Origin of the sequence: Altererythrobacter sp. B11 (genome assembly GCF_003569745.1) — a bacterium.
Lineage (GTDB): Bacteria > Pseudomonadota > Alphaproteobacteria > Sphingomonadales > Sphingomonadaceae > Croceibacterium_C.
Map to the genome: position 1 here is coordinate 1,232,809 of NZ_AP018498.1, position 13,901 is coordinate 1,246,709.

Genomic DNA, 13,901 nt, shown 5'->3' on the forward strand with positions numbered 1-13,901 from the left:
GGGCGGCACCGAACCGCCCCAGTCCATGCTAGCTTGGCGTAGCGCGCTTCTGCGCATGCCATCCGCGAATCATAAATGCCTGGAAGAACTCGACCGGAGGGGTGAAGCCGGCGTCATTCCATAAATCCGCGGTTCTTCCCGGCGACACGACGCTCAGCACGTTACGGAGCATATCTGGCAGCGAGGCCAGCGATGCCTCTGTCGCCCCCATCCGCGCCTGCACGCGGCCCCAATCCTGCAGCATCGCCGCGAAATCGGGCGCGTCCAGCTCGCAACTGATTTCGGCGCTGACGAAGCGCCCGTCCGGCCTCAGGCGCTGGTGAATGGCGCTGTAGAAGGCCGGGCGATCGGGCAAGGGGATGAAGTGGGCCACGAGCATCGCCGTCACTGCATCGAAGCCCTGCTCCGGGACATCCTCCACATAGCCGGCCACGAGCTCGCACCGATTGGCAAGTCCGGCTTCCTCCAGGCGCTTCCGCGCAACCTCCAGCATCTCTGCTGAAGGATCGACGCCCACGAAGGACCATCCGGGATGATCCTGCGCAAGCGACAGGATTTCCGCAGCCGTCCCCACACCCACGCAGAGCAAGCGCGCGTCGTCCGGAAGATCGGTCAGCACGAGGCCGGTGAGAAAATGCAGGCAGTCGGAAATCGGTTTGAGGCCGCTGTTCCGCTGATCGTAGGCCGCGGCCATGTCCCGATCGAAGAAGCGGGCGGGATCTCGGGGAGAAGGGCTCTCGGTCATGGATATATTATATCATTAGGTTCTGTCGGCCGCCTTCTCAACCGCTATTCGCCTCCCCTGCCTCCAATCCGGAAAGGGCGTCCATCGCTCGCTATCGGGCAGTTCGGCAAAGATGGCGTCCAGCATCTCGCCGGTCACGCCTGCCGCTTCGGCCGGTTGCCAGCTGGGCACGCCATCCTTGTCCACCAGCACGGCGCGCACGCCCTCAGCGAAGTCGGGCCGCAGCATCATGCGGGCGGCGAGGCGGTATTCCAGTTCCATCTCGGCGGCAAAGTCCGCCTTGGTCGCGCTCTCGGCAAATTGCCGCAGCGCGACCTTCGCCGTGGTCGGGCATTTCGCCCGCACCGCCTTCAGTTCCTTCGCGGCCCAGTCGGACGGATCGGCGGCCAGTGCGCTCTCGATCTCTTCCAGCGTCTCGCCAGTGAACAGGCGGTCGATCCGTTCGGCATTGCCGGCTAGGCGCGCCTTGGGCGGTTCGATGCTCAGCTCTTCCAGAACGGCGGCAGCAGTGGCGGGATCGGCGGCGATGCGCGCCTTGGCTTCGGCCAGTGCGGCGGCGGGGAGGTAATGCGTCGCAAGCCCGGCCCACAGGCATTCGGCCCCGTCCAGCCGCGCGCCGGTAAGGGCAAGGAAGCTGCCGATCCGGCCCGGCAGGCGTGGCAGATACCAGCCCGCGCCGACGTCGGGGAATAGGCCGATGGCCCCTTCAGGCATGGCGAAAAGCGTGTTTTCCGTTGCCACGCGATAGCGCGCGGGCAAGGCAAGGCCCACGCCGCCGCCCATGGTCACCCCGTCCATGAAGGCGATGACCGGGATGGGAGAGGTGAACAGCAGATGGTTGAGCCGGTATTCGGCATGGAAGAAGGCGCGACCCTGCGCCCCGCCGTCCTCCAGCGCGGAGCGGCGCACCATCGCCACATCGCCGCCGGCGCAAAAGCCGCGCCCTTCCGCATGATCCAGCAGGATCGCCTCCACGCTTCCATCCTGCCGCCATTGCAGCAGGGCGGCGGAAATCGCCTCGCACATATCCAGCGTCAGGGCGTGAAGCGCGCGGGGCCGGTTGAGCGAGACATGGCCGATGCGGCCATGGCGATGGATCAGAACATCCTGTGTCATTCTTTCAGCAGATCCCGCCCGATGATCAGCCGCATGATCTGGTTCGTTCCTTCCAGGATCGAATGCACGCGCAGATCGCGCCAGAAGCGCTCCACCGGATAATCCTGCAGATAGCCATAACCGCCATGCAACTGCAGCGCGCGGTCCACCACGGCGCTGCCTATGTCGGTCGCCAGCCGTTTGGCCATGGCGGCAAAGCGCGTCTTGTCGGGCGCATCGTCGCTCACCTTGGCGGCGGCGAGATAGAGCAGCGCCCGCGCCGCCTCCAGCTCGGTCGCCATGTCGGCCAGGGTGAACTGGGTGTTCTGAAAATCGGCGATGGCGCGGCCGAATTGCCGGCGCTCCTTCGTGTAGCCGATGGCCTCGTCCAGGCATCGCTGCGCACCGCCCAGCGAGCAGGCGCCGATGTTGAGCCGCCCGCCATCGAGCCCCGCCATGGCGATCCGGAAGCCTTCGCCCTCCGCGCCCACCATGTTTTCTGCCGGCACCCGCACCTGATCCAGAATGAGCGAAGCGGTTGGCTGGGCATGCCAGCCCAGCTTGCGCTCGGGCGCGCCGAAGGAAACGCCGGGCATGCCCTTCTCGATGGCGAGGCAGGAGATGCCGCCGGCGCCCTCATCTCCGGTCCGCACCATGGTGAGGTAGAGCTCGTTCTCCCCCGCGCCGGAGATAAATTGCTTGGTGCCCGAGACCACCCAGTCATCCCCATCGCGCACGGCGCGTGTCTTGAGCGCCGCCGCGTCGGAGCCGGAACCGGGCTCCGTCAGGCAGTAGCTGGCCATCCATTCCATTCCGGTGAGCCGGGGGAGATATTTCGCCTGCAGCTCCGCCGATCCGAAGCGGTCGACCATCCAGCTCGCCATGTTGTGGATCGAAATGAAGGCGCTGGTGGCAGGGCAGCCATAGGCCATCGCCTCCATGATCAGCGCCGATTCCAGCCGGCCCAGGCCGATGCCGCCATTCTCCTCCGAGACATAGATGGCGGCAAAGCCAAGCTCGGCCGCGCTGCGGATCACCTCCCGCGGGAAAATATGCTTCTCGTCCCACTCCGCGGCGCGGGGGGTGATGTTATCCGCCGTGAAGCGCCGTGCCAGTTCCTGAATGGCAAGCTGGTCCTCGGTAAGCTGGAACTGGCCGGTCATTGCATTCCTCTCCGTGCCGGGCGGTTCAGCCGCTCAGCGTGTTTTCAACTCGCCGCCCGGTCATGCCGAGGCTGAGGAAGGCGAAGCCGGCGAACAGCAGGTCCACGCCCAGATAGATACCCAGGAAGACCATCGCGGACTCGGGATATTGCCACAGGATCAGGAAGGCCAGCACGCCCGAGACCAGCGCGGAGACGAGCAGGCCCCAGAACGCCGGTGAGTTGCGATAGCTTATGGCCAGCACCAGGCGAATGATCGCGGAGATCGCCAGCACCAGCGCCACTGCGAAGGTCAGCGTGAACATGCCCGCCAGCGGATTGGCGAGCAGGGTGATGGCGAGGAAGATCGCGACCGCGCCCCACAGTCCGTGGAACAGCTTGTTGCCCGCCCCACGGTCGGTGAACACGGCCAGCAGCTGGAACACGCCGGCGATAAGGAAGAACCACGCCGCAAGGAAAACCGCTGAAATGCTCGCCGCCATCGGGTTGAGCAGGGCGAGGACGCCCCCGAGCAACATCAGTACGCCGCCTATCGTCCACCAAGTCGATCGCTTCATTTTGCGTCTCCCATCAGGGTTGCCGAACGTCAATTCACGCGATGATCGCTTCCGCTTCGATCTCTACCTTCCAGCGCGGATCGTAAAGTCCTGCGATGCCACCAGTGTGGCAACGGGGCGCACATGGCCGAGCGCACGGGTGAAGGCGGCGGTCACGGCATCGGCATGGGTAATGTCGGTCACGAACATGCGCACCCGCACCACATCGGCCATGCTTCCGCCCAGCTCCTCCACATGAGAGGCGATCAGGGCGAAGCACCGGTCTGCCTGCGCGCCCGCATCTTCGGCGACGCTGCCGTCCGCCTCCACGCCTACCGTGCCGGAGACGAGGATACGATCTCCCGCGCGCAACGCGCGGGTGAAGCCTGCGGCCTCCTCGAAAGGGGAGAGCGGGGCGATGCGCTGGCGCTGCGTCTGCTTCTCAGCCACAGCTGATCCGGTCGATGACCATCTCGTCATCATAGGACACGGTCAGCCGATCGGCGCGGTAATCCATGGTGAGGGCGCTGTTCGGCGGAGCCCAGCGCAGCTGCCGCGCGCCGGTGAGCCGGAGCAGCTGCGTGCCCACTTCGCCGGTCGCCTTTGTGCCAACCAGCTTCTGCGCCGGGGCGGCATCGCACTGGCCTTCTGCTGAACCGGTCGAAGTGCCGTCGGTGCTCCCCTGCGGCGTCGCGCAGGCCGAAAGGGCGATCGCCGCCAGTGGCGGGGCGGCCAAAAGGGCCTTCATCTGCATTCTCCTCACCTCAATTACAGCGGCTATAGCGGAACGGTTGTGGGGCCGCATCATCCCCGAACTCCCGGCGGACCAGAGTCTCCCCCCCGTCGGCCAGCGTCAGCGTCATGTCGCGGCTCCAGCTCATGCCTTCACCGGAAAAATCGAAATCGGCCTTCAGCCTGTCGGCACCGCCTTCCTCGATATCGTCGAGCACGCCGACCGATTCGTAAAACTCCAGTTGCTGCGCGGTCACTGTCATCAGGCCTGTCGCGTCATCGCGGCCGTCGCAATCCTGTGAGGTGAGGCCCCAGCGGCCGCGCATCGTTGCCGGGATCGCATCCGCCGCCGCGGCGGTGCCGGGCGTTGCCGCTGGAGTGCCGGTCCTGGGGGCGGCGCCCGCCGTGTCGGCTGTGTCACGCGGTGGTGCCTGCTCTTCGCTGCTGCCGCCGCATGCGCTGAGGCACAGGGCGAGGGCGAGGCTGATGGGCCATGCCGATCGGTTCATATGTTCCTCCATCCAACAATGATGGAAACGAGCGGGGCCCCTTTCCTTTCCCCGCCGTCATAGCCGCGCTAGACCACGTAGCGAGAGGAGAAAGATGCATGGCCGGATTGTGGTTTGACGAGCTGGAGGTTGGGCAGGTGTTCCATCACGCCATCCGACGCACGGTGACGGAAAGCGACAATCTGCTGTTCTCCACCCTGACGCACAATCCCGCGCAGCTGCATCTGGATGCAGACTATATGCGCGGCACGGAATTCGGCCGCATCATCGTCAATTCCACATTCGTGCTGGGTCTGATGGTCGGCGTGTCGGTGGGCGACACCACGCTGGGCACCGCCGTGGCCAATCTCGGCTGGGATGAGGTGCGCTTCCCGCTGCCGGTGTTCATCGGCGATACGCTGCGGATCGAAACCGAGGTGCTCGAACTGCGCGAAAGCCGTTCCCGCCCGCGTCAGGGCATCGTCACCTTTGCCCATCGCGCGTATAACCAGAAGGAGGAGCTGGTTGCGCATTGCCGCCGGACGGGATTGCAACACAAGCGCCCAGCGAGTATTGATTAGCGAGCTAACTATATCCCGGAGAGTGCCATGCCTTTGACCGCCACCCCGATCCTGCCGCGCTTTGGCGCGGAATGTTCCGGCCTCGACCTTACCAAGCCCCTCTCACCGGAGGAGGTGAAGCAAGTCACGGATGCCATGGACAAGTGGGGCATCTGCGTGTTCCGCGACACCGGGATGACGAACGAGCAGCATGTCGAATTCAGCCGCAATTTCGGCTATCTCGAGCGTGTGCCCAAGCGTGAAGGGCAGCGCATGCGGCTCCCCTGTCGCGAACTGTTCGATGCCTCCAATCTCAACGTGGATGGCGAGATCACGCAGGACAAGGCGGCGATCCAGTATCGCAAGGGCGATCGCCTGTGGCACACCGACAGCGCCTTCCTGGAGAAGCGCACCTCCTATTCCTTGTTGCTGGCGCATCAGGTGCCGAGCAAGGGCGGGGAAACCTGGTTCGCCGACACGCGCAGCGCCTATGAGGATCTGTCGGAGGAGATGAAGGCCTTTCTCGAGGACAAGATCGGCATCAACTCGCTGTGGTGGAGCCGCAAGATGGCCGGCGCCGACATCCCGGACGAGGAGATCGAGACGCGCTTCCTGGCGAAGCATCCGCTGGTCCATGTGCACAAGGGCTCCGGCCGGAAGGCGCTGTTCATCGCTGCGCACACAATGGACATCGAAGGCATGGAGAAGGAGAAGGGCCGCGAGCTGATCCGCGAACTGATCGCGCACTGCACGCAGCCGCAGTACACCTTCAGCGTGACCTGGCACCCCGGCGACCTAGTGATCTGGGATAATCTCTGCTCGATGCATCGCGGCGGCGATTTCGATTTCGAACATCAAAAGCGCGACATGCGCCGGACCACCGTGCGCGAGGGGACGGAGCCGCACATGATGGAAACCGGCGACGATCCCTATACCGAGCTGTTCAGTTCCTCCCCCAAGGTGGTCGACATCCAGGGCGCGCGGGCGGACGGCCGCTGAGCGCAGATACGTAAACGGGCGCCTCCCCGCAGGGAGACGCCCGTCGTAATCGGCCCCGCCCTATAGGGGGGTGGGCAGGGTCGAAACTGGTGTCCTGTCTGGCTTAGCCGAGCACGATGGCGAACAGCGCGGTGCTGATCGAAAGTGCCCCCATCGCCGAAAGGACATGATTTGCGAAATAGCGCATATATGCCTCCTTCGTTCGGGCCCGCCCAAATGGCGGCGCCGTGGCGTGAGTTGCAAATGGCGATGGAAGGAAAGTTTCGCAATCGCGAAATATTGTAACGCTGTTGCAAGTTACGCAACAGCGGCGGGCCGAAGTTGCGCCCTCCGCATCGTGGCACGCACTCTGCCTGCTTGCGCCTTGCTACCGGAAGAAAAGCGGGCGCCTCCCTGCGGAAGCGCCCGCTCTCTGGCTCCTCACGAGGAGGCGCCGGGACTGCGGCGCTCAGATGGAGTGCGTTACGAAGTTTCGCAAGTGAGAAACTTTCGGAAAATTTTGCACAACGCCGGGAACGATTTTCCGGCGCGTCACAGTCCCATTTCGCTAAGCGACGGGTGATCATCGGGTCGCCGCCCGAGCGGCCAACGGAAGCAGCGCTCCGCTTCGCTGATCGGCAGATCGTTGATCGAAGCAATGCGCAGGCGCATCAGTCCATCGGCGGCGAACTCCCAGTTCTCGTTTCCGTAGGAGCGGAACCAGTGGCCGGAATCGTCGCGCCATTCGTAGGCAAAGCGCACCGCGATGCGGTTGTCGGTGAAGGCCCACAGTTCCTTGCACAGCCGGTACTCCAGCTCCCCCGCCCATTTGCGAGTGAGGAAGGCGGCGATCTCCGCCCGCCCCTGCAGGAACTCGGCACGGTTGCGCCACTTGCTATCCTCCGAATAGGCGAGTGCCACCTTTTCCGGATCGCGCGTGTTCCAGCCATCCTCGGCCGCACGCACCTTCTGCGCGGCGGTTTCCTCGGTGAAGGGTGGCAGGGGCGGGCGGGACATGGTGCTGTTCCTCTGCATGGAAGAACCTTGTTTCGCGGTTTGCGGCAGCAAAGGCAATTCACCAACCGCTTCGTCAGCAGGCCGAAAACAAAGCGCCCGACTTCCGCGAGGAAGCCGGGCGCCCTTGTTCTTGTGCCGAGTTCGGCGTTCTTAGAAGACGCGGGTCGCGATTTCCGCCGGCGCGGCCAGCATCTCTTCCAGTTCGCTGTCGAGCTTGAGCATGGTCAGCGAAGCGCCGGCCATTTCGAGGCTGGTGCAATATTCGCCGACATAGTTGCGGGCGACGGTCAGGCCCTTGCCCTCGGCCAGTTCATGCGCCTTGGCATAGAGCACGTAAAGTTCGGCCGGCGGGGTGCCGCCCAGGCCGTTGATCATCAGTGCCACGCGGTCGCCGCTCTGGAACGGCAGGTCGGTCTGCACCGCTTCGAACAGCGTCTCGGTGATCTGGTCGGCGCTGGTGATCTTGGCCCGCTGGCGGCCCGGCTCGCCGTGGATGCCCACGCCGACTTCCATCTCGTCCTCGCCGATCTCGAAGATCGGCGTGCCCTTGGCCGGCGGGGTGCAACTGGTCAGGGCAACGCCCATGGTGCGGACATTGTTGTTCACCTTCTCCGCCACCGCATAGACCTCGTCCAGGCTCTTGCCGGCTTCGGCGGCGGCGCCGCAGGCCTTGATGACGAAGAAATTGCCCGCCACGCCGCGACGGCCCACGGTGTAGAGGCTGTCCTTCACGGCCACGTCGTCATTGATGATGAACTGCTTTACCTTGATGCCTTCGGCCTCGGCCATTTCGCAGGCCATGTCCCAGGCCATGCGATCGCCCTGGTAATTGTTAACCAGCACCAGCACGCCCGCATCGGAGGCAAGCGCCTTGATCGTTTCATAGCAGGCATCCACCGGCGGGGCGGCGAAGACCGGGCCCTGGCACGCGCCGTCGAGCATGCCCGGGCCGACCGCCATCACATGCGCGGGTTCATGGCCGGAGCCGGAACCCTGCACGATGGAGACCTTGTCCGCCACCGGCCGGTCCTTGCGCTTGATCATCTGGAATTCCGGCACCGCTTCCAGCAGGTCCGGATTGGCCAGCACCACGCCCTTCATGAACTCGGGCACGAAATTGGCGGGATCGTTGACGAACTTCTTCATGGATGAATCCTCTCCCTGGATGGCTTGATCAGGCGGTTGCGCGGTTGAGTTCCGGCGCTTTGGGCGCGTGCTCCACGCCGAATTCCCGGCACCAGTCGTGCAGGATGGTGGCGATGGCCACGATGCCCGGATCGGGCGTGTTGGCGCTGCGATCGCCCACCTGGCTGGCGCGGCCACGATGGGCCACCAGCGTGCGGGTTTCGTCGATCGCATTGTCGGCCACCTGCGCGCAGGCGGCCAGCACGGCACCGAGATCCTCGCTGCCGGCCATTTCCTTCATCTTCTCATGCACGGGGATCAGCGCATCCAGCAGGGTCTTGTCGCCCAGCTTGGCGCCGCCGCGGGCCATGATGCCGTCCACCGCCGCGCCGACCATCTCGGTCAGTTCGGGCAGGGTCACTTCGGTCTTGCCCTTGCTGACCATCGCGGCCTTCATGAAGCCGGTGCCCCAGATGGGGCCGGAACTGCCGCCCACATGCTTGGAACACAGCATGCTGATCTTCAGCAGCTTGGCGCCAATTTCACCGTCGATCTGCGGCAGCTCGGCCTTGATCACCTTGAAGCCGGTGGCCAGCGAATTGCCGAAGTCGCCGTCGCCGGCGAGCCCGTCGAGATCGCAGAAATAGTGTTCGTTGCGGATCGCCGTGTCGGCGGTCAGGTCGATCGCCTTTTCGATCTTGGCTTGCGAGATTTCAGCCATGTCTCTCTCCCTCAGGCCGCCTGCTCGGCGGCGAGCTCGCGCAGATCGGCGAGCGTCACGCGCACATTCGGCTCGTCGCCCAGTTCCGGCACCACCTTGGCAGCTTCGGCGAAATCCTCGTCGACCGTATAGGTGCTGGTGGTGATCAGCGTCGGCAGGCCGGCGCCGGTGGCGGCGAGCAGGCCGTTGCGGCTGTCCTCGATCACCACGCAATCCTGCGCGGGCAGACCCAGCGTTTCGAGCGCCAGCAGGTAGATTTCCGGGTTCGGCTTCTTCTTGCTCACCACGTCGCCGGCATGGACGAATTCGAACGCTGCCTTGCGCTCCGCCCCGAAGAGGTCGAGCACCGCGTCGATGAACTTGGGGTTGGAGGTGGTGCATACGCCCAGCCGCACGCCAGCCTCCCGCGCTTCATCGATGATGCGCAGGATGCCGGGGCGGACAGGAAGGCTCGACACGAGATCGGCGGTGATCTGGGTCTTCGCCTTGTGCAGTTCGAGGATCAGCGCATCCTTCTTCGCGTCCGTATTGGCAGCCGCGGGCCAGCCGAACTCGTCGAAATAGCTGCGCATCCGCTCCTTGCCCCCGGCGACGAGCACCAGCTGGCCATAGAGCTCGACGCTCCATTCGGCGTCGATGCCGAACTGCTCGAACGCCTTGTTGAAGCCCACGCGGTGCGCGTCACGCTCGGTATCCACCAGCACGCCGTCGCAATCGAATATGATAGCCTTTACCATGCTCCTGGCGCTCCTCAGGCGGCTTCTTTGATAGAAGCGAGGAAGGCGGAGCCGCGATCCTTGCCGCCGAACTTCTCGATGAAGCCGGCGAACAGCGACTTGCAGGCCTGATACTGGGCGTCGATCACGCGGAGCGGTTCGAAGTCGGTCGGCTTTTCCTTGTGATAGTTCACGAAGCTTTCCACGAAGACGTGCTTCAGATTGGTAGAGATGTTCACCTTGGCCGCGCCGCGCGCGATCGCCTTCGCGAAGGTCTCGTCCGACAGGCCGGTGCCGCCATGCAGCGCCATCGGCGTCTTGGTGAGGCTGTTGATCGCGGCGATGCGATCGAAATCCACGACCGGCTCGCCCTTGTAGAAGCCGTGAGCGGTGCCAACGGCGCAGGCGAAGGCGGACAGGTCCAGCGCCTCGCAGAAGCGCTTGGCATCTTCCGGGTCGGTCAGCACGGAATCAGCTTCATCCACCACCATGTCGTCTTCCACGCCCATGATCTGGCCCAGCTCGGCTTCCATGCCGACGTTGTATTTCTCCGCGATGTCACGCACGCGCTTGGACATTTCCAGGTTCTGTTCGAACGGATATTCCGAAGCGTCGATCATGATCGAGGTCCAGCCCGCCTTGGCGCAGGCTTCGATCATCTCGATATCCTTGCAGTGGTCGAGGTGCAGGACCACGGGCACCGGCGAATCCTCAGCCGCAGTGCGCACCCAAGAGACGATTTCCTTGTGGCTCCAGTATTTGATCGTCTTCGCGCTCGTCTGGCAGATCACCGGCGCGTTGAGTTCTTCTGCAGCCTGGACCATCGCCTTGGTGGTGCCGTAATCGACAAGGTTGAAGGCGGCGACCGCATAATGCTTTTCCATCGCGTCGCGCAGCAACGGCTTCATATTGACCATTGGCATGGTGCTTACTCCCCTAGTTTCCTGTGTGCGGCCGTGGCCGTCCTTCCGAATCGGGTCCATAGCCATCATCCGCTCCCCGCTCCACCGGAGATTGTCGCGATTGATGCCGCGAAATTGAAAATGTCCAAAAAGGGTGCGTCTGTCACGGCCGTGCCGTGCGATCCGGCGCGGGCTTTCGTCTCCGCACAGCACAAGGCATGATCCGTTCCATGCCATTCCTCCTTTCAAACTCGGCCCACGAAGCTGCATGATCCCGAAGCAGAGCTTCACGCGGGCGCGGATCGCATTTGGCCTGCTCCTGGGGAGTCTGGCTGTTCTCGCCGGCATGGGGGCGGCCCGGGAAACCGCCCCTGCTGCCGTCGCGGAGCTGCACGGCGCGCCGTCGCAGCGGATCATGTCCGCCAATCTGTGCACCGATCTGCTGCTGCTGATGTTGGTGCCGCGCAGCCGCATAACCTCGATCACCCATCTCGCGCATGAGCCGGTGGCGGCGCTCATGCCCGGCGCCGATGCCGGCGTGCCGGTCAACCACGGCACGGCGGAAGAGGTGGTGCGCGACAGGCCCGACCTCATCCTCGCCAGCCCATGGACCACGCCGGCCATGCGTCGGCTGGCGCGCAAGGCGGGGGCCCGCGTTGTCGAGGTCGGTGATGCCAACAGCTTTGCCGATATTCGCCGGGTAACGCGCGCTGTCGGCGCGGCGGTGGGGGAGCGCCACCGCGCGGAGTCGCTGATCGCCGCCATGGACCGTGATCTTACCGATCTCGCCGCCAATGCGCCGGCGCGCGCGCGCCGGGTGGTGGTATGGAACGGCGACGGTTCGGTGCCGGGGGAGGGCACGCTGGCCGATGCGATCATCCGCGCCGCAGGCGGCGTGAATGTCGCCGCGAAGTTCCCCGATACTCGCTATTCCACTTACAGCATGGAGGAATTGCTGATGGTCCGCCCGGATGCGATCCTGCGCGGCGTGGATGGCTACGACCGCCCGTCGCTGCGCGATACGGCCGGAGAACATCCGCTGATCTGGAAGGCCTTTGCCGGGCGGCGGCTGACCTATCCTGCATCGCTCTATGCCTGCGGCACGCCACTGAGCGGGCGGCTGGCGCGGGATTTGCGTGCGGAACTGGCGCGTGTGCCGGAGGGCGGCGTGGCATGGTGAAGGCAACCGGGTGGTGGCTGCTTGCCGCGGCTCTGCTGCTGGCGCTGGTGCTCGCCTCGCTCGGGATCGGCCGGGTGTGGATCGATCCCGCGCTGCTGTTCGCAGGCGCCTTCGAACGCAAGCCCAACCTGCCGTGGCTGATCCTGTGGGAACTGCGCGCGCCGCGTACACTGCTCGGTCTGCTGATCGGCGCGACGCTGGGCCTGTCGGGCGCCGTGCTACAGGGGCTGCTGCGCAATCCATTGGCGGAGCCGGGGCTGCTTGGCGTTTCCGCCGGCGCAGCACTGGGCGCGGTGGTGGCGATCTATTTCGGCCTCTCCGCCGTTATCGCGCTCGCCACCCCCGTCCTCGGCATAGCGGGAGCGCTCGGCGCTGCGGGTCTGACCCTCGCGGTGGGACGCGGCGGTACGCTGAGCATGATTCTCGCGGGCGCCGCTGTATCGGGCCTCATGGGCGCAGGCCTCGCCCTCGCGCTCAATTTCGCGTCGAGCCCCTATGCCGCTTATGAAATCACCACCTGGCTGCTGGGATCGCTGGCGGACCGAAGCTGGGACCAGCTGTTGCTGGCATTGCCCTTCATTGCCGCGGGCTGGCTGTGCCTTCTGGTCACCGCGCGCGACCTGGACGCCTTGACCCTGGGGGAAGCGCAGGCGGAAAGCCTCGGCGTCCATCTCGCGCGCACGCGCATGCTGGCGCTGGCGGGAACGGCGCTGGCGGTGGGCGCGGCCACGGCGGTTACCGGGGCGATCGGATTCATCGGGCTGGTGGCGCCGCATCTGGTGCGCCCCTTCGTGGGGCACCAGCCCAGCCGCGTGCTGCTGCCTTCCGCTGTCTTCGGGGCGATCCTGCTGCTGGGCGCCGATGTGGCGACGCGGCTGATCCCCACGGCCCAGGAGCTGAAGCTGGGCGTGCTCACCAGCCTGGCGGGCACGCCCTTCTTCTTCTGGCTGGTGCTGCGGCTGAGGAGGATGGCGCCATGACCGTGCTGCGCGCAGAGGGCGTAACGATCCGCCGGGGTGGGCGAGCTATCCTGGACGGCATCACGCTGGAGGGCCGGGGCGGAATGCTGCTGGCCCTGATCGGCCCGAACGGTGCCGGCAAGTCCACGCTGATGTCTGTCATCGCCGGGCTCTTGTCCCCGGACGGCGGGAAGGTGACGCTCGACGGGGCGCCGCTGCCCGCGATGGGCCGCCGTGCGCTGGCCGAAGCGAGAGCCTACCTGCCGCAAAATCCGCGCGCGGAATGGCCGCTATCCGTGGAGCGGCTGGTAGCGTTGGGCCTCACGCCCCGTCTGCCGGCCTTCGGCAGGCTGCCTGCCGCGATGGAAGCCCGAGTGGCCGAGGCCATCATGCAATTCGACATGAGCGAGCAGGCGCAGCAGCCGGTAACGACGCTTTCGGGCGGGGAGCTTGCACGGGTGATGCTTGCCCGCGCGGTGGTGGGCGATCCGCGGATCGTGATGGCGGACGAGCCGCTGGCCGGGCTCGACCCGCGCCATGCGCTGGAAAGTGCCGCCCGGCTGCGCGCCCTGGCCGATTCCGGCAAGCTGGTGATCACTGCCCTGCAAGAGCTGACCATCGCGGCTCGCTTCGCCACACATCTTGGTGTGATGCGCGAGGGGCGGCTGGTGGCCTTCGGCACCACGGGCGAAACGCTCTCCTCCACGCTGCTGCGCGAGGTGTTCGAGGTGGAAGCCTGTGTCACCGCCCCGGGAACTCCGACGGCGGTGGTAGACTTCGTTGTCGCGCAGCCAGCGGCCTCGGTAGTAACGCGAGGCGGCGCGTAACAAGGCGTTACTCTGCTACGGGCCCGCTTTCATAGCCGCTGGGTCGGGTGGAAAGCAGGGGGAGGCGACGCCCAGAAAGTGGGCGCCGCGCGGTGGCTTGCCTCGTGCGAGGCGGAGAGCGGACCGGCGCGGCGCCAGTGGGGTGGGATCGCGAGCGG

At 65.4% G+C, this 13,901-nt stretch carries 17 protein-coding genes; 5 read left to right on the forward strand and 12 right to left on the reverse strand.

What is annotated here, in order from left to right; genetic code table 11:
• Positions 1-28: 28 nt before the first annotated feature.
• From AEB_RS05850 to AEB_RS05880, 7 genes are all read right to left on the reverse strand, one after another.
• Positions 29-745: a class I SAM-dependent methyltransferase gene (locus AEB_RS05850; protein ID WP_119082341.1), complete on the reverse strand. Its 717-nt coding sequence runs from the start codon at positions 743-745 to the stop codon at positions 29-31.
• Between the two features lie 15 nt (positions 746-760).
• On the reverse strand, positions 761-1,861 hold the full coding sequence (locus AEB_RS05855; RefSeq protein ID WP_119082342.1) for an enoyl-CoA hydratase/isomerase family protein: 1,101 nt from the start codon (positions 1,859-1,861) through the stop codon (positions 761-763).
• Positions 1,858-3,003: an acyl-CoA dehydrogenase family protein gene (locus AEB_RS05860; protein WP_119082343.1), complete on the reverse strand. Its 1,146-nt coding sequence runs from the start codon at positions 3,001-3,003 to the stop codon at positions 1,858-1,860. The genes AEB_RS05855 and AEB_RS05860 overlap by 4 nt, the downstream gene beginning before the upstream one ends.
• Positions 3,004-3,028: 25 nt before the next feature.
• Positions 3,029-3,559 (reverse strand): HdeD family acid-resistance protein, encoded by a 531-nt coding sequence (locus AEB_RS05865; RefSeq protein ID WP_119082344.1) that lies wholly within the window; start codon positions 3,557-3,559, stop codon positions 3,029-3,031.
• Between the two features lie 63 nt (positions 3,560-3,622).
• The gene (locus tag AEB_RS05870; protein WP_231958931.1) at positions 3,623-3,988 is read right to left on the reverse strand and encodes a Rid family hydrolase; all 366 of its coding nucleotides are present in this window, start codon (positions 3,986-3,988) and stop codon (positions 3,623-3,625) included.
• On the reverse strand, positions 3,981-4,286 hold the full coding sequence (locus AEB_RS05875; protein WP_119082345.1) for an I78 family peptidase inhibitor: 306 nt from the start codon (positions 4,284-4,286) through the stop codon (positions 3,981-3,983). The genes AEB_RS05870 and AEB_RS05875 overlap by 8 nt, the downstream gene beginning before the upstream one ends.
• Before the next feature lie 16 nt (positions 4,287-4,302).
• Positions 4,303-4,779: a hypothetical protein gene (locus AEB_RS05880; RefSeq protein WP_145985271.1), complete on the reverse strand. Its 477-nt coding sequence runs from the start codon at positions 4,777-4,779 to the stop codon at positions 4,303-4,305.
• A 98-nt stretch (positions 4,780-4,877) separates the two neighbouring features.
• On the opposite strand from AEB_RS05880, the gene AEB_RS05885 reads away from it, so the two are divergent.
• Together AEB_RS05885 and AEB_RS05890 are read left to right on the forward strand one after the other, a co-directional pair.
• Positions 4,878-5,339, forward strand: a complete 462-nt coding sequence (locus AEB_RS05885) for a MaoC family dehydratase (protein ID WP_119082347.1) — start codon at positions 4,878-4,880, stop codon at positions 5,337-5,339.
• A 27-nt stretch (positions 5,340-5,366) separates the two neighbouring features.
• A complete protein-coding gene (locus tag AEB_RS05890) occupies positions 5,367-6,317 on the forward strand; it encodes a TauD/TfdA dioxygenase family protein (RefSeq protein ID WP_119082348.1) in 951 nt (316 codons plus the stop codon).
• A gap of 531 nt (positions 6,318-6,848) precedes the next feature.
• Here AEB_RS05890 and AEB_RS05895 read toward each other — a convergent pair.
• The 5 genes from AEB_RS05895 to AEB_RS18145 all read right to left on the reverse strand — a co-directional run bounded on the left by AEB_RS05895 (position 6,849) and on the right by AEB_RS18145 (position 10,798).
• Positions 6,849-7,313: a nuclear transport factor 2 family protein gene (locus tag AEB_RS05895; RefSeq protein ID WP_119082349.1), complete on the reverse strand. Its 465-nt coding sequence runs from the start codon at positions 7,311-7,313 to the stop codon at positions 6,849-6,851.
• Between the two features lie 150 nt (positions 7,314-7,463).
• Positions 7,464-8,459, reverse strand: a complete 996-nt coding sequence (gene dhaK, locus AEB_RS05900) for a dihydroxyacetone kinase subunit DhaK (protein WP_119082350.1) — start codon at positions 8,457-8,459, stop codon at positions 7,464-7,466.
• 28 nt (positions 8,460-8,487) lie between these two features.
• A complete protein-coding gene (dhaL, locus tag AEB_RS05905; protein WP_119082351.1) occupies positions 8,488-9,159 on the reverse strand; it encodes a dihydroxyacetone kinase subunit DhaL in 672 nt (223 codons plus the stop codon).
• Positions 9,160-9,170: 11 nt separating this feature from the next.
• Positions 9,171-9,896, reverse strand: coding sequence for an HAD-IA family hydrolase (locus AEB_RS05910; protein WP_119082352.1), 726 nt, complete (start codon positions 9,894-9,896; stop codon positions 9,171-9,173).
• A gap of 14 nt (positions 9,897-9,910) precedes the next feature.
• Entirely contained in the window at positions 9,911-10,798 is an 888-nt protein-coding gene (locus AEB_RS18145) for a class II fructose-bisphosphate aldolase (protein ID WP_172593013.1), read from the reverse strand.
• 247 nt (positions 10,799-11,045) lie between these two features.
• On the opposite strand from AEB_RS18145, the gene AEB_RS05920 reads away from it, so the two are divergent.
• Genes AEB_RS05920 through AEB_RS05930 form a run of 3 tightly spaced genes read left to right on the forward strand, consistent with a single transcriptional unit; the run spans position 11,046 to position 13,743 of the window.
• A complete protein-coding gene (locus AEB_RS05920; RefSeq protein WP_119084486.1) occupies positions 11,046-11,957 on the forward strand; it encodes an ABC transporter substrate-binding protein in 912 nt (303 codons plus the stop codon).
• Complete coding sequence (locus tag AEB_RS05925) at positions 11,951-12,937, forward strand: FecCD family ABC transporter permease (protein ID WP_119082354.1); 987 nt, start codon at positions 11,951-11,953, stop codon at positions 12,935-12,937. Before AEB_RS05920 ends, AEB_RS05925 begins: the two co-directional genes overlap by 7 nt.
• Positions 12,934-13,743, forward strand: coding sequence for an ABC transporter ATP-binding protein (locus AEB_RS05930; RefSeq protein WP_119082355.1), 810 nt, complete (start codon positions 12,934-12,936; stop codon positions 13,741-13,743). The genes AEB_RS05925 and AEB_RS05930 overlap by 4 nt, the downstream gene beginning before the upstream one ends.
• Positions 13,744-13,901 lie beyond the last annotated feature (158 nt).